Here is a 16,736-nt window from a genome sequence, read left to right as displayed (position 1 = left end):
CGCCGTGCTGCTGGAAGTACCCATCCTCATCGGCCTGATGGTGGCGGCCATCGCGCTTGCCATCGCCGCCAAGCGGGCCAGCGTGCCGTACAACGTCGCGCTGGTGCTTGGTGGCTTGCTCATCTCGGTTGCACACCTGCTGCCGGGGGTTCCTCCGCTCAACCCCCAGGTGGTGTTCCTCATCTGCCTGCCGCTGCTGCTCTTCGAGGGCGGCATCATGGCGGACCTCAATGGCATCCGCGCGAACGCGGTCCCCATTGGCCTGCTGTCCACGCTGGGGATGGTCCTCGCCATCGGCGCCACCGGCGCCTCGCTGCACTGGATGCTGCACCTGGCGTGGGGGCCCGCGCTGCTCCTGGGCTCCATCCTCGCGGTGACGGACACGGTGTCCATCCTCTACGCCTTCCGCCGCGCGCCGGTGCCCGGGCGGCTGTCGGGCATCATCCAGGGCGAGAGCCTCTTCAATGACGGCACCGCGCTGGTGGCGTACACGGCCATCGCGTCAGTGGTGGCGGGCGGCGCTGCGCCCTCGCTGAGCTCGTTGAGCGGCCACGTGCTGCTCGCGTCGGTGGGTGGCGCGGTGGTGGGCCTGGCGCTGGGCTTGCTGGGCGGCTTCATCATCCGGCGCGCGGAGGATCCGCTCGCGGAGATCATGGTGACGACGGCGGTGGCGCTGGCCTCCTACGTGATGGCGGAAGAGGTGCACCTGTCGGGCGCCATCTCCGCGGTGGTGGCGGGGCTGGCGGTGGGCGTGACGCTGCGGCGGGAGGTGGCGCCGCAGAGCCAGGTGGCCATCCACTCCTTCTGGGAGTACGCCACCTTCGGCGTCAACACGTTCCTCTTCCTCTCCGTGGGCCTGGACACGCGGCCGGAGGCGCTCCAGGGGCACCTGCCGGGCGTGGGCATCGCGGTGGTGGCGGTGGTGCTGGGGCGCGCGGTGGCCATCTACCTGCCCTTCCTGCTGCTGCGCCTGTTCAAGCCCGCGGAGTCCATCCCGGTGCGCTGGCAGCACGTGTTCCTGGTGGGCAACATCAAGGGCGCGCTGTCCATCGGTCTGGCGCTGGGTCTTCCGGACACCACGCCCGCGCGCGAGCAGATTGTCTCCATCGCGTTCGGCGTCACGCTGGTGTCCATGGTGGGCCAGGGGCTGATGCTCACGGGCGCGCTCAAGTGGCTGGGGCTGTTCCAGCAGGACGCGGTGGCGCTGGAGATGGCCGAGCAGCGCGGGAAGCTCATCGCCAGCCGCGCGGCGCACGTGGAGCTGGACGCGTTGCATTCGCAGGGCCTGCTGCCGCGCGCGGCCTATGAGCACCTGCGCAGCGAGTACCAGGTGAACATCGCCCGGGCGGAGCGGGAGCTGCGGCGCATCAGCGAGCAGCACCTGGCGGAGGGGGCGAAGGACCTCTTGAGCACGCGGCGGAGGCTCATCGACGCGGAGCGCACGGCGTTGCAGGGCGCGCGGCGCAACGGGCTGATTCCGGAGGGGACGGCGGAGGAGATGCTGGCGCAGTTGGACGCGCGGATGTTGGACCTGGAGAAGGTGCTGCACGGCGGGCACGCGAGCCTGGAAGGCAAGGAGCACAAGGCGTCATGAAGATCGTCATCGCGGGGGGAGGACGGGTGGGCGGCGCGCTGGCGGCGCGGCTCGTGTCGGAGCAGCACACGGTGACGGTCATCGAACGCGACGCGGCCATCTGCGCGCGCCTCTTTGAAGAGGTGGGCGTGGTGACGGTGTGCGGGGACGCCACCAACCCGCGCGTGCTGGAGGCGGCGGGCATCGGGACGGCGGACGTGGCGGCGGCGGTGCTGGCGCACGACCCGGCGAACCTGGCGTTCGCCATGCTGGTGCGCTCCACGTCCAGCGCGCGCCTGATGGTGCGGATGCTGGACACGAACTACCGGGACGCGTACCGGCTGGCGGGCGTGAAGGAGCTGGTGGCGGAGGCGGACGTGGTGGTGGCGAAGATGACCACCGCCATCGACTTCCCGCAGGTGTCCGGGTCGCTGCCGCTCAGCAGCGGCGACGCGCTCCTCTTCGAGCTGGCCATCCCCGTGCGCGCCCGCGTGGCGGGGCAGACGGTGGCGCAGGTGCGCGGCATGGAGGGTTTTCCTCGCGAGTGCATCTTCATCGCGCTGGTGGATCCGCAGGGCCACACCGCGCTGCCGGAGGGCAACACGGTGCTGAAGGCCGGGCACAACGTCATCCTCGTGGCGCGGCGCACGCAGGTGGCGCAGGCGGTGGAGTTCCTCACGTCGGAGCCGCCGCTGGGCGCGGGCCTGGCGTCGTCGCTGGCGACGACGTTGCGCAAGCTGGACTTCCTGGCGCCCCTGAGTGACGGCGAGCTGGAGACGGTGGCGCGCGGCGCGGAGCTGCTCCAGACGCCCGCGGGCACGGAGCTGTTCCGCCAGGGCGACGCGGGCGAGACGTTCTACGTGGTCATCTCCGGCGAGGTGGCGATGAAGGACGCCTCCCGGCAGACGGTGGCCACGGTGAAGCAGGGCGGCTTCTTCGGAGAGCTGGCCCTGCTCACGGGCGAGCCCCGCAACGCCACCGCCGTCACCGCCACGCCGTGCGAGCTGGCCGCCGTGGGCCGCGAGGACTTCCGCGGCGTGATGATGGCCAACCCCGCCGTCGCGCTGGAGATGAGCCGCATCCTGGGCCAGCGCCTGTCCCGCCTGGGCGGACAGGCACAGCCGGCGAAGCGGCGCGGGCTGTTCGGGCGCTGAAAAGACAGACACCCTTCCCCCTCGCGGGCCTCTTCCATGACGACGAAGCACACGGCGCGGGTGCGTCAACTCCAGGCGGAGAAGCGCATCCCCGCCTGAAGTGGCCCGTCACGGGCTGTCGATGACCACCCTGGGCGTGAAGCCGAGCTGGATGGTGAAGGCCCCCTGGCGCGGCACGGGGTCCAACGAACGGATGACCACCGTCGCGCCCTCGACCCGCGGCGGGGTCACGCACTGCACGCCCGACGTGATGCTCTTCGTGGACGACGGACTGTACCCGTTGTCCCAGGTGGCCATCACACAGTGCTCCTCGCCGTCCGCGTCGCAGTCCCCTCCCAGGGAACCGTCCCGCGACACGCACGTGAGGATGGCCGTCACCGTGACGTGGTCGTCCGCGTCACGCACAGCGGTGGCGGCTCGGACGCCCACCAGGTCCGCGCCGGAGCCACAGGCGGCAAGCAGGCCACAGCACGTCAACATCCAGGGGATGCGCGGGGACATGGGGACCTCAGGGGCTGGCGATGATGAAGCGGGTGGTGCGCGGATCCACCTGGACCCGGATGCGCAGGCCGCGCTCCGCGGGGACAGCGTCCGGCGAGACGACCTTCATGGTCCTGTAGATGCGGGTGCCTGCCGGCTCACATGTCCGCTGTGAGAACAGGGGCGCGCTGAAGGTGGTGTCCTGCGCCGGGTGCCAAGCCGCATCGACGCAGAGGGGTTGGTCTTCCGGCCATCCGCAGTCGTCGTCCGCCGGCCGCTGCCCCTTGAGCACCGCGCAAATGACATAAACATCGAGCGACACCCGGCCATCCTCCAGCCGCGTGGCCTGGACACTGGTGATGTCGGGGGCCTGCAGGTCCTCGCCGCCACAGCCCATGGCGGCCAGCGCCAACCACATTCCCCTCACGGTACGGCGCATCGCGGGCCCCCCAACAAGAAGACCCGCCCTACATACCAAGACACGCGCGCGTCAGGGAGATGACTTGATGCGCCCGCACAGCGCGGACGCCGCCAGGAAGCCCACGCTGAAGGCGTTGCGGAAGCGGTCGTAGAGCGCGCCCACGCCGGGCACGTTGGCGATCATGTCGCCGAAGCTCCACATCTCCTCATGCGCGTGGATGAGCGGCAGCACCTCACCGCCGTCCTCGCCGCGCTGGAGCGTGAAGTCGTACACGAGCAGCGTGCGCAGCGGGTACGTGTAGAGCCACGCGAACTGCTTGAGGTTCATCACCCCGTCCACGATGGCCCGCCCGCTCTTGCCGTCCGGCTCCAGTTGGACGTTGAGCTGGAAGATGTCGAAGTCGAAGCGGAACATGCAGTGGAAGCCCGCCGCGCCCTTGCGGTACGTCTCCTTGCCGCCCCCCTTCTGCCAGGGGTCGGTGAAGGTGACGTCCTCCGCGATCATCGGCATCAGCTCCGCGTCCAGCACCGACGCGGGGATGGACGTCGTGTAGAGCAGCCGCGTCACTTCCCGGAAGCGCGCCTCCAACTGCTCGATCAATGCCTGCTCCGCCTTGCGCATGCGCCCCCCTGCCCCGGATTGGACCGGGCCTGAAGGTAGGCACGGGCCCGGGACAGGGGAAGACGGGGTGCGTCAGCCGCTCAGCTCCGTGAGGAGCTGCGCCGCCTGGTCCTTCACGGACGCGTCCGCCGTGCCCAGCGACTGCGCCTGCCTGGCGTGCCGGGTGGCCTCCGCCCGGTCGAACGGCTGGGTGGCGCGCGCCAGGTTCAGGTGCGTGAGCGCGTCCTCGGGGTTCGCCTCCAGCACCCGCTCCAGCAGCACGCGGGCGCGCGCGTGGTCCTGGTCCCCCATCAACAGGCGCACCAGGTCGTTGGTGGGGCCGGGCTCGTGGGGCACCACCGCCACGGTCTCCTCCAGGAGCTTGCGGGCCTCGGCGCGCTCGCCCAGCGCCTCGTGCGCCTGCGCCAGCGAGTGGCGGATGTCCCACTGGTTCGGGGCGCGCTGGAGGGCTTCCGTGAAGAGGGCCTTCGCCTCCGCCAGCTCCCCGGCCAGCATGCTCGCCAGGCCGTGCAGGTGGACGTAGCGGACCTGCGCCGGGTCCAGCTCGCGCAGCTCCAGGATGGTGCGGCGGGCCGCGTCCTTGCTGCTGGCCTGGAGGTAGAGGCGGAAGAGGTCCTGCAACACCGCCACGCGCGTGCGGCCCTGCGCGTGCTCCAGGGCCCGCGTCGCCGCCGCGATGGCCGCCCCGATGGCGCCGTTCGCCGCGTGCGCGCGCGACAGCATCAGGTGCGGCAGGGCCTCCTGAGGCGCCAGCGCGGAGGCCTGCTGGAAGTGCGCCGCCGCCGCCGCCGTGTCCTTGCGCAGCACCGCGATGCGGCCCAGCTCGAAGTGCGGATAGACGCTGTGGGGCGCCACCACCTGCGCGGCCTCGAAGGCGGCCTTCGCGCCCTCCAGGTCGCCTCGCTCGGCCAGGAGCGTGCCCAGGTTGAAGCGCTCGAAGTAGCCGGCGGTGGGCGCGGCGGCCAGCGCCTTGAGCGTCACCAGCGCCACGGGGTCTCCCGCCTGCGCCTTGAGCATGGCCAGGTGCGCCTGCGCCTCCGTGTTGTCCGGCTGCACCTGCAACAGGCGCGTCACGGCCCCTTCGGCCTCCTTCGCGGCGCCGGTGCTCAGGTGGGTGCGCACCAGGCCCATCAGACAGTCCACGTCCTTCGGGTCGATGGAGAGGCCCTTCTGGAAGCTCTTCACCGCCTCCGCCGGCTGCCCCTGCTGAAGCGACTGCCCACCCTCTTGCGCGTACCTGGATGCCATGGCCCCCCTACCTACCACGAGCCTCCAGAATCCCCGCCTCCCCGCCTGCCCCTACCGGCGCAGCGCGGCCAGGGCGACACCCGGCAGCTTCCACCAAGACGGGGACTGCTCGAATTCCACCAACCGGCGGCCCAGCTCCGCCACGCCCTTGTGACCCGGCACCCACGGGGGCGAGAGCAGGGCCGTGAGCGGGGCGCGCAGCACCGCCTTCTCGATGGACTCCAGCATGAACGTGTTGTGCACCCAGCCCTGCCCGCTCTGGATGTCCCGGGGCGACGTGGACGGATGGCCGCCCCAGGGCATGCTGCCCAGCGCGTACGCCGCCGCGGGCCAGGTGTTGAGGGCCACGGTGCCGTAGCGCAAATCCCGCACCGCCTTCTCCACCGACGCGCGCACCCGGGGGTCCCGCAGCGTCTTCGGGTGGACGATGAGGGTGGCGTTCAGGGTGCCCCACACCTTCTCGTTGAGGAACGCCACCGCGGCCTCCAGGAAGGCCACCGGCTCGTCGGAGCCCGGCAGCCCCGTCTCCGACAGCACCGTGCACCAGGGCTCGTGGTGGAAGACGCGGTCGTCCGTCTTCGATGGATCCACGTCTGGAATCAGCGCGTAGGCCAGGTCGCCCTCGCCGGGGTTGCCCACCAGCCGCAGGTTCGGGCGCGCGTCCGTGAACTGGTGCCAGCGCTCCCGCGCGCCCGGGTAGTACGCGCGGCGCACGGGCGCGTGGCCCAGGCTCGCCTGGATGCGGTCCACCAACATGCCGCGTTTGTTCCAGTCCCTGGGCTGCACCAGCAGCTTCGCCGCGTTGCAGTTGAAGGACGCGTTGTTGGCGACCATGCCGGCGATGTCGTTCGCCTGGAAGCGCAGCTCGCCGTCGGAGTACGGCCCCGGCACCACCACCACGGGGGAGATGTTGCCCAGCTCGCTGGAGACAGGCTTCGCGAGCAGCGGTTCGTTCCTCCTCCGGCGCTCATCGGACTCCGGGCCGGGCGGACCCCACACGAGCGCGTCGTGGGTCTTGTCGCTGCCGGTGATGTGCACCTCGTCCACCGCGTCATGGTGGACCAACTGCGCGCCCTCCTCCGCGCCGCCGTACACGATGGCCAGCGCGTCGCGCGCGATGAGCGGGGCGAAGGCCTGCTCCAGGAACGTGCCCAGGTACGCGTTGACGGGGTTCATCTTGAGCACGCAGGCGGTGCCCTCGACGAAGAGCTTGTAGAGGCAGTCCATGGGCGGGATGGAGTTGACGTTGCCGCCGCCCAGCACCGCGCAGACCCGGCCCTTGTGGGGCTTCTTGTAGAAGGACGCCTGGTGTTCGCGCAGGTTGGCCGCGGTGACGCCGGGCTGGAAGTAGACCTCGCCCGTGGTGCCGGGCAGCAGCATCCCCTCCAGCCGGTGCCGGGGGAACAGCCGCGCGGCGAGCCGCCCGTCCTCCAGCGTGCGCAGGTGCTTCGCGGGGATGACGGGCACGCCGTGCTTCTGGATGTCCTTCAGCGCGTCCGAGAGCAGCCGCAGGTTGCGCACCACCACCATGGGCCCGGCGAGCCACTCCTCACCCGCGAGTGGACCGCCGGGGTCGATGCCCTTCGCCTCGCAGGCCGCGCGCACGCTGGGCTCCGCGATGGCGGCGTACGCGTGGCACAGGTCCTCCAGGAGCCGGATGCGCTCCGTCAGGGCGAGCTTCGCCCACGCGCTCGAGCCCTCACGGACCCGGCGCACCAGGATGTCGATGGTGGTGCGTGACGTGTGCTGCGGGACGGCGGCGGACATGGCGACCTCCGAGACAGGCTTCACACCGGGTCCCGGTGGAGGGAACCCCCGCGTGCGCCGTCATCGAGGGGCCGCGCCCTCCGTCCTCAGGTGGGCAGGGGCTCGGCCAGGCCCTTGCGGATGGCCTCGTCGATGACGGCCATCACCTTCTTCATGTTCTCGCGGCCGCGCGCCGCCTGCTGCTCGCCCAGCTTGCCCTGCTGCTCGCCGAGCTTCGCCTGCTGTTCACCCAGCTTCGCCTGCTGCTCGCCGAGCGCCTCCAGCTTCTCGCTGAGTTCCTCCTGCTGCTTGTCGAGCGCCTCCAGCTCCGTGTCGAAGGAGTCGTCGCGCTTGTCGAGCTCCGCTTCCTTGCGGTCGCGGTCGGGGCCGTCCGCGAGCGAGTGGAGGCGGGCGCGCTCCATGGCGATCTCCGCGCGCTTGGAGGCGATGGCGGCGTGCTTCGCGGCGAGCTGGGACATGGGGTAGGCCAGCTCCGCCTGCTTCTGGCCCAGCTCCGCCTGCTGCCTGCCCAGGGCCGCCTGCTTCTCACCGAGCGCGCCCTGCGCGTCGCCCAGCTTGCGGTCGTCCTCCATGAGCTTGCGCACCTGCTCCAGCGTCTTCGCGTCGCGGATCAGCATGGGCTTGTTGTCGCGGCGCACGAAGAGCAGGTCCTTGCCCTGCTGCTTGAAGGTGCGCGCCAGGTACATGTCGTCCGTGGAGCCGGCCATCATCGTGCGGCCGTCGGAGAGGTACGCGAAGGTGTCGCCGTCATCGAGGTCCATGTCCGGAGGCGCGGGCGGCGCGGGAGGCGCGGGAGGACGCGGCGCAACCGCGAGCATGGGGGCCAGCGGGGACACCGCGCCGCGGACCGGAGGCGCGGGAGGCGCGGGCGGGATGGGCCTGCCAGCGACCGGAGGCGCGGGCGGCACGGGCGGAACCGGAGCCCGATTGTCGTTGTCCGGGATGGGCGCGGGCGCGGGCGGCGCGGGCAGGGTGACCAGCATGGACCTCGCCGCCCCCGACGTGGGAGGAGGCAGCGCGGGAAGCGCGGGCAGCGGCGGCGCATCCGAGGGAGTCCCCGTCGCCTTCGCGGTGTGCTCCGTCACGGTGGGCTTCGACGCGGTCGACGGCTTCGCCGCGGTCGACGGCTTCGCGTTGGAGGCCGGCGCGGCGTCCTCGGGCAGTTGCTTGACGGTGCCCACCTTGACGGGTGCGGGGGCCGTGTCCTTCGCGGTGGGGGCGGTGCTCTCCGCGGGCGCCTTGGCGACGACCTGGAAGGGCATCAGGACCACCGCGCCGAGGGCGAACAGCGCCCCCTTCAGCCACCGGCGGGGTTTCGTGGGGACGACGTCGACATGTTCCAGCATGCGGAGCCTCCTGTGCAGCGCGTGAAGGTGGGCCGACGCCCCGAGCGCCGCTGCGCTGCCCGGAGGCCGGGTGATGCCAAAGGCGATGAGCAGTTCGCCGTAGTCCGCTGGCTCCGCGCCGGTGAGGCGCAGCGCCTCCGCGTCACACGCCTCTTCCCGGGCGAGCGCGTACTCACGGGCCGCCTGTCGCGCGAGCGGGTGGAAGAAGAGCACCGTCTCCGCCAGCGCCGGCACCCAGCCCAACCACAGGTCCCCGCGCCGCAGGTGCGCCACCTCATGCGCCAGCGCCATGCGCAACGAGTCCTCCGGCAGGTCGCGCAGCGCCTTCGCGGGCAGCACGATGACCGGCGACACCAGCCCCGCCGCCAGCGGGCTCACCACCTCGTCCGACACGAGCAGCGTGGGCGGACGCCGCAGGCCCGCTTCATTCGCGAGGAACTCCGCCTCCTCCTCCAGCACCGGGTGACGCAGGGGCCGCGCGCGCTCCCGCATGCCCCGCACCTGACGCCACGCCAGCACGTGGCCCCGCACCTTCCACGCCACGCCCGCGCCCCACAGCACGAGCAGCGCCCACACCCCACCCACCGTCCACGGATGCTCGCGCAGCGACGCCACCGCGCTCTTGAAGAACGCGGCGACCCGCGCTCCAGCCGAGGGGCCCTCCACGCGAGCCGGTGTCCGCTCTTGCTGAGACACCGACATGCGCACGGGGGCGCCGCGCACCTCGGGCTCCGTGTGCATCATCACCACCACGTCCGGCGTCTGGGATTGCGCGCCCTCCACGCGGAGCGTCTGGGATTGCGCGGTCGCGGCCTCCTCGGGCAGCAGCGCCAGCGGCATGGGCTTGGGCCAGCCGAGCGTGAGCACGAACTTGAGCGCCACCAGCCACCAGAGGCCGGCGCGCAGGGCCGCGGGCAGGCGCGGCACCGCCCGGGCCAGCACCCAGACGGCCAGCGCGCACAGCGCCCCCTGCCACGAGGCGCGCCACACCGACTCCGACCACGACGACCACCACGGCGAGGTCATGAGAGGCGTCACGGGCTCACTCCTTCCGCTTCTGGCGCAGGCGCGCCACGACGTCCTGAAGCTGCTTCAGCTCTTCGTCGGACACGTCCTCCGTCTCCGACAGATAGGTCACGAACGGCGACAGGGAGCCGGAGAGCGTGCGCTGCACGAAGTTCCCGACGACGTCGCGCAGCAGCTCTTGCGGCGCCACCGGCGAGGCGTACTGGAACACCCCGTCCACCTTGCTCCGCGTCAGGTGCCCCTTCAGCCGAAGCCGCTCCATCACCGTCAGGATGGTGGAGCGCGCCAGGCCCTGCGCCTCACCGAAGCGCTCGGCCACTTCACCCACCGTCGCTGGCCCGTGCTCGGCCACGTACCGCAGCACCGCCAGCTCCTGCTCTCCCACCGGCTTCTTCATGCGCCCTGCCCTTCATGACGACAACTGTAGTCAAGAGGCAAGGTACGCCTGACTACAGCCGTAGTCAAGCAGGTGTCTCCGCGGGGCGGGCGCGCTTCGTGATTGGGATTGGCGAGGGCGCCTACGGCCCGGCACCTGGGCGCCCGCTCGCCCGGCCGCTCAGGTAAGGGTCAGGTAGCAGAGGACCGTGTGTGTCCTTGTCTCTGTCGGAAGGGCAACCCAATTTCTGGCAGCCGACTTGAACCCACCCGACACACACGGAGATTTCCCATGAAGCTCCCTCTGTTCGCGGCGATCGCCGCCCTGTCGCTGTACGGTTGCGCCAGCCACAACGCCAACACCCGCGAGGCCTCTTCGCCGGAGGCAGGCGCCATCGGCGGCTCCGGCAGCGCCGGCAGCACCACGGACACCAGCGGGAGCATCGACTCCTCGTCCCCGGACTCCTCCAACCAGGAGCTGCCCGGTGAGACCGGCAACGTCAGCGACCTGGAGAAGCGCGACCGCATGGACGCGCCCACCGTCTACGAGGGCGAGGCCACCGGCGGCTCCGGCGCTCCCGACGAGGCCGTGAAGACCGGCGACGGCCAGAAGTGGGACGTGCAGCAGAACACGCCCACCGAGCTGGGCGACACGCAGTCCCCCTCCGGCGCGGTGAACCAGAACCGCGATCCCAAGGAGAAGGGCAACCTGGGCACGGAGGGCAACCTGGGCGGCACCGGCGGCTCCGGCGCCACCAGCACCGACGGCAAGAGCGACGTGAGCGACGAGACCGGGTCGTCCGGCGCCCTCAACAGCGACCTGGACGACGCCTCCAGCACGGACCGCTCCAAGGTGGAGACGGACGCCACGCCGGATCCCACCAACTAGTCATCGCGCCCCACGCGAGGGCGGATACCCGGGAAAGCCCGCTCGCGGGTCGTCCCGGGTATTCGTCTGTCCAGCCCGCGCCCCGCCAACTAGAGTGAGCACCAATGACTGGTGCTCCCTTCGTGGCCCTTCTCGCCCTGCTTCACTCCCAGTCCTCCACCATCGAGGAGGTCCCGAATGATCCGCCGCGGGGGCCGTACTCCGCGTCGGAATCCCCGGGGAGCGCGGAGGGCTCGGACGGCATCGGGTTCCGGGCGCTCCTGGAGGTGGGGCCGCTGAGCTTCCCGTCCGGGACGCGGGGTGGGAAGCAGGACCTGTTCGCCTACGCGTACCCGTCGCTGGGCGTGGATGGCGGCGAGGACTTCGCCTTCATGCTGGGCGCGCCGCTGCGCTTCCGGCTGCTGGACAGCGAGCCGAAGCAGAAGGACGACGACTACGGCGCGTGGCTGCGGCGCGAGGACTGGGACGAGCGCAGCGACTTCGGACAGGTGGTGCGCCTGCTGCGCATTGGCGACGAGTCCGGCCGCTTCGGGCTGCGCGTGCAGCCGTTCCTGGAGGAGTCCCTGGGGCGCGGCTACCTGGTGAACCGCTACGACAACCAGCTCAACCCGAACTACCACCCGGCGGGCGGCACGCTGTCGTTCACCGCGGGGCCCGCGCGCGTGCAGCTCCTGGCCAGCGACGTGCTCGCCGCGCGCGTGTTCTCCGGCGAGCTGCTCCTGGACATCGGCCGCATCGCCAGCGACAGCGAGGCGAACTTCGACCGCTACCTGGTGCGCGCCTCGGCGGCGCACGACTTCGGCGAGGCGGGCGGGGTGACGCCGGAGGCCACGGTGGCGTCGGTGGGCGGCGAGTTCGCCATGTACAAGGGCGAGCGGCTGCGCTCGTGGGCCCTGCTCGCGGGCGGCGCGCGGCTCAACGAGGGCGCGCAGGACGTGGGCGGCCTGCTGGGCGTCGCGTTCGAGGGCAACTTCAAGGGCACGCAGTTGAGCGTCACGGTGCAGGGGCGCCGGCAGGGCGGCGGCTTCCGCTTCGGCTACTTCGGCGCGGGCTACGAGCTGGCGCGCTTCTCCGGCGTGGGCCTCTCCGAGGAGCCCCAGGCCGACCAGCGCGTGCCCAAGGACTTCTCCGGCTACCTGGAGCTGTCCGTGGCGCGCGGCGACGGACCGGACTCGCCGGAGGTGGTGGCGAGCGGCGCCGTGGAGTACTCCGCCTACGGCCGCACGGACGGAGACCTGTCCCTGAGCTTCAGCACCCCGGGCGGCGAGTCGCGAGGCATCGCGCGCGTGGTGGTGATGGGCCTGGGTGACAACCCCCGCTACTCGGTGGCCGCGGAGTTCCGCCAGCGCGTGCTGCCCGCCATGTACATCTGGGGCGCCGGCGCCACGGTGACCTTCCCGCAGCCGGACGACACGCTGGTGCGCGGCGTGAGCGTCGGCGCGGGCGTTGGCGTGGACTTCGCCCGCCGCTAGTTCCCCACCGTCCCGCCCTCCTCCGGGGCGGGCTCGCACGGCAGGATGGCGCTGTGCCGCCGGGCCGTCTCGCACGACTTGCCCACCAGCCAGCGCGACAGCAGGCGCACGCCGGAGGCGAAGAGGCCGTCGTCGCCCTTGTGCAGGGCCTCGAAGAGGGACTCGTCCAGCACCGACTCCTCCGGGTCGATGAGGAACTCCTCCGGCTCCAGCGGCTTGAAGAGGGGGTTCTGGTCGAACACCGTCTCCAGCGGGTGCGGACGCAGCCGGTGCTGTCCCGCGAGGGCCAGCCCGTCCAACGCCTCCACCAGGTGCGTCGCGTCCACCAGCGGGCGCAGCGCGGCCACGCCAGACAGGCCCACGTGCTCCGCCATCAGCGACACGCGCACGCGGCGGATGGCGCGCGACACGTCGTCGCCGGGGGCTTCCGCCTCCCAGCTCAGGTTGAGCTCCGAATCCAAACCCAGGCTGCGGTTGGTCGTGTTCGCGGAGCCGATGGTCATGAAGGTGTCATCCACGATGAGCACCTTCGAGTGGATGTACGTGAAGACGTCCGTGCCGTCCTCGTCCTTCGCCGCCGAGCCGTACACCGCGAAGCCGTGGCCCGTCTCCGAGGCCACCTCGCGCAGCGCGCGCAAGAGGCGCACCTGGGCCACGCCCATGGCGATCTGCTCGCGCAGCGCCTCCGGCTGACGGGGCAGCACCAGCATCACCTGGAGCCGGGGCCGCCCGGCCGCGCGCATGCGCTTGACGAGCGCGTCGTAGATGGCGCGTGAGGAGAAGTACTGGTTCTCGATGTAGATGAAGCGCTCGGCCGCGTCGATGGCGTCCACGTACAGCGCGCGGATCTCCTGCACCTCGTCCTGCGGAGGCAGGAGCGTCTTGCCGAAGGTGCGGCTGATGGCCACCGGGCCCGGAGGCGCGGGCATCGTCGCTTCGAAGGTCATGTCGTCGCGGTTCACGGGCTCCAGGTGGAGCTCGCCCCCGCCCGAGTGCGCCCAGCGCGCCTCGAACAGCTCCGCGAGCGGCTTCACCGCGGGGCCCGTCAGCACCGTCTGCACGTCGTGGTAGGGCCCGTGCGGGTCGCGGCCGGAGTCGCAGCGCAGCTTCGAGCGCGCGGGGTGGTCCCGGTCGTCCCAGCGGCAGTCACACACGTCCATGCCGCCGGTGAACGCCATCACGCCGTCCACGACGACGAGCTTCTGGTGGTGGGCGCCGTAGAGCGGACTGGAGGAGTCGAAGCGGAAGCGCAGCCGTTCGTTCGTCGTCCAGTTGAAGAGCATGTGCTGCATCCACTCGCGCTCCATGGCGAGCAGCATGCTGAAGTCCCACGCGAGGATGTAGACGTGCAGCTCCGGGTTCTCCCGGCACATCTGGTCCAACAGCGGCAGCAGCCGGACTTCCCCGCCCTGTGCCTCCTCCAGGTCCTCGCCGCGCAGCAACGTCACGTCGCTGTCGAACTGCCAGCCGGTGATGACGATGGATCGGCGGGCCTTCCGGATGGCCCGGTACAGCTCCCGGTAGTAGTCCCGGGCGTCCACCAGCACGCCCGCGTCATGCGTTTCCGTCCGCGTCCAGCAGTTGCGTCCGGGGTTGAGGATGCGTTTCACGTCGGTCACCTGGCCCTGGAGTGGATCCCTGATGTCGTCCGCGCCCGGCCGGCGGAAAGCATCACCCCACGAAGACAATGTGCTTTCCGGTCGCCAGCGTCATGTCGGTCGAGGAGACCACCCTGGCCACCTTGCGAGCCTCGCCCCCCACGGTGTCGAAGGCCGCGGCGATCAGGTCGCCGAGCGTCACCTGCACGCGCTTCGCCTGCTTGCCGGCGTTGGACACGGCCTTGACCGTCTTCGCCTTCACCTGACGGGCCTTGCGCTGGATGGTCTGCTTCTGGGTCTTGGTCGCCATGGTCTTCGTTCTCCGAGGATGAAGTGTCTGCCCGTCTGCGTGATGTGCCGTACCGCCCCGTACCGCCCGTCCTGCCGTGCGGCCCCTGCCCCGTCCCGCCCGTACCGCCCCGACCCGCCCTGCCCCGTCCCGCCTTGCTGCCCCTGCCCCGTCCCGCCCGTACCGCCCCGTCCTGCCTTGCTGCCCCGACCCGCCCTGCCCCGTACCGCCCCGTGCTGCCCCGTCCCGCCCCGCCGCCCTGCCCGCCCACCGTCCCGCCCGCCCTGCCCTCAGACCCAAGAGCAACTGCCGTGCCGTCGCCCAACCCGGCGTTTTCCGAGGGAAGAAAGCCTGGAAGTGCCCCTGTACCGCCGGGCAGGACTGACTTTTTTTCAGCCTCGCGGCAGGGAGTTCCGCCCTCTTTCCTGCCCGCCGGTGCCATGCGCCCCCCGGCGCACGTCAGGCGTGGAACGGAGCCGTCCGACGCCGGGACAGCACACCGGCCACGCAGGGGTGGATGTGCGAGGACCGGGGAAGATTCAGGAGGGAGGAGCCCTGACGCGGGGCCGTCCGGGGAGGAGGGGGCCATCCAGGCGTCAGGGTGGGGCTTTTCGCGGACGGCGCCTGCCTTGGGGGCGGCGCGCATCCGGCACGACTCACACGGCTACTTCGACGGCGGCACCAGGACGAGGATGAGCTCGCCCCCCACGTGCTTGCCGGCCTTCTGGTACACGGCGCCCTGGCGGCCCAGCTCCACCTCCACGGAGGACTGGTTCGGGATGATGACGCGCAGCGTGGCGCTGCCGTCCTTCATGCCCAGGAGCTGGAGCGACGCGTTCGTCCCGTTGGGGAGCTTCACTTCCGTGGGCTTCTGGGCCCCCACCTCCACGGTGTCCAGCGACATGCGCTTGAAGGAGGTGAAGCTGAAGTTCTGCTTCTGGAACGCCTCCTTCATCTTGGAGAGCTCCGGCGGGTCCACCACGGTGCCCTTGTTGGAGGCCAGCACCACCTCCACCTGCACCTTCACCTTCTGCTCCTGGGCGGAGGCCACCGCCGGCCCCAGCACCAGGCCCACGGCGAACAGCAGTGCCAGCACCGCCCACGTCGGCTTCGTCATAGTGCTCCTCCGGTGGGCCGGGGCGGGACGGACGGAGCCGGCGTCGGCTGTCCTTCCGGGTCCTCCGACTCCACGCTCGAATCCTGGGACTGCGCCGCGCCCGGCTTCTTCTGCCCGGCGGCGTCCTTCACGGGCTCCGGGGCCTGCTCCTGCTCGTCCACCATCCAGATGATGGAGGCGCCGCCCTCCGTCTCCATCACCACCGGGGCCACGCGGGCGCCCTGGTAGGACTGGATGGACTTCACCGTCATGCGCTCGGCGGCGTAGCCCTCCGGCGCGTTGTCGCGCAGCACCAGCGGCAGCGCCACCAGCATCACCACCGCGGCGGTGGCCAGCGAGGAGATCATCGCCGTGCGCTGGTAGAGGAACATCTCCGACAGGGCCAGCCGCATCCGCTCGATGAGGGGCGGCTTCTCCGGCGTCACCCGGGCCATGACCTTCTGGGCGAAGTCCTTGAAGTCGACGTCGTCCACCGCCATGTCCAGGCCGACCCGGAGCAGCCCGGACTCCGCGCGCAGGTCCGCCGCGCGGCCCGTGCAGTCCCGGCAGGCGGCCAGGTGCCGCTCCACGTGGACGCGCTCCCCGGGAGCGAGTTCACCGTCGATGTAGGGAGACAGGAGCGGTACGAAGCGCTCACACGCGGGATTTCCGGCCATACTCTTCACCCTGCGGGCTGGTGGGAATTCGTCGGTGGGGACGCGACGGGACCCACGGATATTCGAGGAGGCCTTTCTGGCATCCTCATTCGTTGCCCACCCCGCTCTTGGCTTCGTCCAGCTCCAGGTAATCCCCCAGGATTTTCTGCACCTTGGCGCGCGCGTGGAAGAGCCGGCTCATCACCGTGCCCTTGGGGATGTCCAGCGTGCGGGCCAGGTCCTCGTAGGACATTCCCTCGATTTCGCGCAGCAGGAGGATGGCGCGGTGCTTCTCCGGCACCGTGGCCAGCGCCTCCTGGATCTTCTCCGCCAGCTCCTTGCGCAGGGCGCTCTTCTGGGGATTGGTCCCCAGGCGGCTGCCGAGCGCGCCGATGCGGGCCTCGGAGAGGTCCACGTCCTGCGTCTCGTCGAACTCCACGGGCTCGCCGCCGCCGCGGCGCTTGCGCAGCACGTCGATGCAGATGTTGGACGTGATGCGGTAGAGCCACGTGTAGAAGGACGCGTCGCCCTTGAAGTGGTCCAGGTACTTGTAGACCTTGACGAACGCCTCCTGGGAGACGTCCATCGCCTCCTCCTTGTCCTTCAGCATTCCGAGCGCGACGGCATACACCTTGCGCTGGTAACGCTCGACGAGGAGCTTGAAGGCGCGCTGGTCCCCGCTGCGGACGCGCTTGACGAGTGTGAGGTCGTCGGTGGCCAAGTGC

Annotated in this window: 16 protein-coding genes; 4 read left to right on the top strand and 12 right to left on the bottom strand. The window is 71.0% G+C overall.

Annotated elements, in window-relative coordinates:
* The first annotated feature begins 4 nt into the window (after window positions 1–4).
* On the top strand, window positions 5–1,594 hold the full coding sequence (locus tag K8556_RS16245) for a cation:proton antiporter (RefSeq protein WP_223740985.1): 1,590 nt from the start codon (window positions 5–7) through the stop codon (window positions 1,592–1,594).
* Window positions 1,591–2,727 carry a cyclic nucleotide-binding domain-containing protein gene (locus K8556_RS16240; protein ID WP_223740984.1) on the top strand — a complete coding sequence of 379 codons (1,137 nt, stop codon included), beginning with the start codon at window positions 1,591–1,593 and terminating at the stop codon, window positions 2,725–2,727. Before K8556_RS16245 ends, K8556_RS16240 begins: the two co-directional genes overlap by 4 nt.
* A gap of 108 nt (window positions 2,728–2,835) precedes the next feature.
* On the opposite strand, the gene K8556_RS16235 is transcribed toward K8556_RS16240, so the two are convergent.
* The 7 genes from K8556_RS16235 to K8556_RS16205 form a co-directional block, all read right to left on the bottom strand.
* Window positions 2,836–3,228 (bottom strand): hypothetical protein, encoded by a 393-nt coding sequence (locus K8556_RS16235; protein WP_223740983.1) that lies wholly within the window; start codon window positions 3,226–3,228, stop codon window positions 2,836–2,838.
* Between the two features lie 7 nt (window positions 3,229–3,235).
* A complete protein-coding gene (locus K8556_RS16230) occupies window positions 3,236–3,619 on the bottom strand; it encodes a hypothetical protein (RefSeq protein WP_223740982.1) in 384 nt (127 codons plus the stop codon).
* Window positions 3,620–3,697: 78 nt separating this feature from the next.
* Window positions 3,698–4,249: a hypothetical protein gene (locus tag K8556_RS16225; RefSeq protein ID WP_223740981.1), complete on the bottom strand. Its 552-nt coding sequence runs from the start codon at window positions 4,247–4,249 to the stop codon at window positions 3,698–3,700.
* Window positions 4,250–4,321: 72 nt separating this feature from the next.
* Window positions 4,322–5,497: a tetratricopeptide repeat protein gene (locus tag K8556_RS16220; protein WP_223740980.1), complete on the bottom strand. Its 1,176-nt coding sequence runs from the start codon at window positions 5,495–5,497 to the stop codon at window positions 4,322–4,324.
* Between the two features lie 51 nt (window positions 5,498–5,548).
* Window positions 5,549–7,264, bottom strand: coding sequence for an aldehyde dehydrogenase (locus K8556_RS16215; protein WP_223740979.1), 1,716 nt, complete (start codon window positions 7,262–7,264; stop codon window positions 5,549–5,551).
* Between the two features lie 86 nt (window positions 7,265–7,350).
* The gene (locus tag K8556_RS16210; protein WP_223740978.1) at window positions 7,351–9,648 is read right to left on the bottom strand and encodes a M56 family metallopeptidase; all 2,298 of its coding nucleotides are present in this window, start codon (window positions 9,646–9,648) and stop codon (window positions 7,351–7,353) included.
* Window positions 9,649–9,652: 4 nt separating this feature from the next.
* Window positions 9,653–10,033 carry a BlaI/MecI/CopY family transcriptional regulator gene (locus tag K8556_RS16205; protein ID WP_120547074.1) on the bottom strand — a complete coding sequence of 127 codons (381 nt, stop codon included), beginning with the start codon at window positions 10,031–10,033 and terminating at the stop codon, window positions 9,653–9,655.
* A gap of 270 nt (window positions 10,034–10,303) precedes the next feature.
* Here K8556_RS16205 and K8556_RS16200 point away from each other — a divergent pair, with 270 nt between their 5' ends.
* Both K8556_RS16200 and K8556_RS16195 read left to right on the top strand, forming a co-directional pair.
* Complete coding sequence (locus tag K8556_RS16200) at window positions 10,304–10,900, top strand: hypothetical protein (RefSeq protein WP_223740977.1); 597 nt, start codon at window positions 10,304–10,306, stop codon at window positions 10,898–10,900.
* A gap of 104 nt (window positions 10,901–11,004) precedes the next feature.
* Window positions 11,005–12,372: a hypothetical protein gene (locus tag K8556_RS16195; protein ID WP_223740976.1), complete on the top strand. Its 1,368-nt coding sequence runs from the start codon at window positions 11,005–11,007 to the stop codon at window positions 12,370–12,372.
* Here K8556_RS16195 and K8556_RS16190 read toward each other — a convergent pair.
* The 5 genes from K8556_RS16190 to K8556_RS16170 form a co-directional block, all read right to left on the bottom strand.
* Complete coding sequence (locus K8556_RS16190) at window positions 12,369–13,982, bottom strand: phospholipase D-like domain-containing protein (RefSeq protein ID WP_223740975.1); 1,614 nt, start codon at window positions 13,980–13,982, stop codon at window positions 12,369–12,371. The genes K8556_RS16195 and K8556_RS16190 overlap by 4 nt on opposite strands.
* A gap of 61 nt (window positions 13,983–14,043) precedes the next feature.
* The gene (locus tag K8556_RS16185; protein WP_014400128.1) at window positions 14,044–14,280 is read right to left on the bottom strand and encodes a hypothetical protein; all 237 of its coding nucleotides are present in this window, start codon (window positions 14,278–14,280) and stop codon (window positions 14,044–14,046) included.
* Between the two features lie 643 nt (window positions 14,281–14,923).
* Window positions 14,924–15,376, bottom strand: a complete 453-nt coding sequence (locus K8556_RS16180; RefSeq protein ID WP_223740974.1) for a hypothetical protein — start codon at window positions 15,374–15,376, stop codon at window positions 14,924–14,926.
* Window positions 15,373–16,032 (bottom strand): anti-sigma factor, encoded by a 660-nt coding sequence (locus K8556_RS16175; protein WP_223740973.1) that lies wholly within the window; start codon window positions 16,030–16,032, stop codon window positions 15,373–15,375. Before K8556_RS16175 ends, K8556_RS16180 begins: the two co-directional genes overlap by 4 nt.
* Before the next feature lie 85 nt (window positions 16,033–16,117).
* Window positions 16,118–16,732 carry an RNA polymerase sigma factor gene (locus K8556_RS16170; RefSeq protein ID WP_014400131.1) on the bottom strand — a complete coding sequence of 205 codons (615 nt, stop codon included), beginning with the start codon at window positions 16,730–16,732 and terminating at the stop codon, window positions 16,118–16,120.
* Window positions 16,733–16,736: the final 4 nt, after the last annotated feature.

Source organism: Corallococcus sp. AS-1-12, from assembly GCF_020036995.1.
GTDB lineage: Bacteria > Myxococcota > Myxococcia > Myxococcales > Myxococcaceae > Corallococcus.
The sequence above is the reverse complement of the archived record's forward strand: the minus strand, read 5'-3'. Positions and strand labels throughout refer to the sequence as shown.

Coding starts and splice junctions, on each gene's coding strand:
- K8556_RS16195 (WP_223740976.1), top strand. CDS start 11,005: ATGACTGGTGCTCCCTTCGTGGCCCTTCTCGCCCTGCTTCACTCCCAG.
- K8556_RS16220 (WP_223740980.1), bottom strand. CDS start 5,497: ATGGCATCCAGGTACGCGCAAGAGGGTGGGCAGTCGCTTCAGCAGGGG.
- K8556_RS16235 (WP_223740983.1), bottom strand. CDS start 3,228: ATGTCCCCGCGCATCCCCTGGATGTTGACGTGCTGTGGCCTGCTTGCC.
- K8556_RS16225 (WP_223740981.1), bottom strand. CDS start 4,249: ATGCGCAAGGCGGAGCAGGCATTGATCGAGCAGTTGGAGGCGCGCTTC.
- K8556_RS16180 (WP_223740974.1), bottom strand. CDS start 15,376: ATGACGAAGCCGACGTGGGCGGTGCTGGCACTGCTGTTCGCCGTGGGC.
- K8556_RS16240 (WP_223740984.1), top strand. CDS start 1,591: ATGAAGATCGTCATCGCGGGGGGAGGACGGGTGGGCGGCGCGCTGGCG.
- K8556_RS16205 (WP_120547074.1), bottom strand. CDS start 10,033: ATGAAGAAGCCGGTGGGAGAGCAGGAGCTGGCGGTGCTGCGGTACGTG.
- K8556_RS16215 (WP_223740979.1), bottom strand. CDS start 7,264: ATGTCCGCCGCCGTCCCGCAGCACACGTCACGCACCACCATCGACATC.
- K8556_RS16175 (WP_223740973.1), bottom strand. CDS start 16,032: ATGGCCGGAAATCCCGCGTGTGAGCGCTTCGTACCGCTCCTGTCTCCC.
- K8556_RS16185 (WP_014400128.1), bottom strand. CDS start 14,280: ATGGCGACCAAGACCCAGAAGCAGACCATCCAGCGCAAGGCCCGTCAG.
- K8556_RS16200 (WP_223740977.1), top strand. CDS start 10,304: ATGAAGCTCCCTCTGTTCGCGGCGATCGCCGCCCTGTCGCTGTACGGT.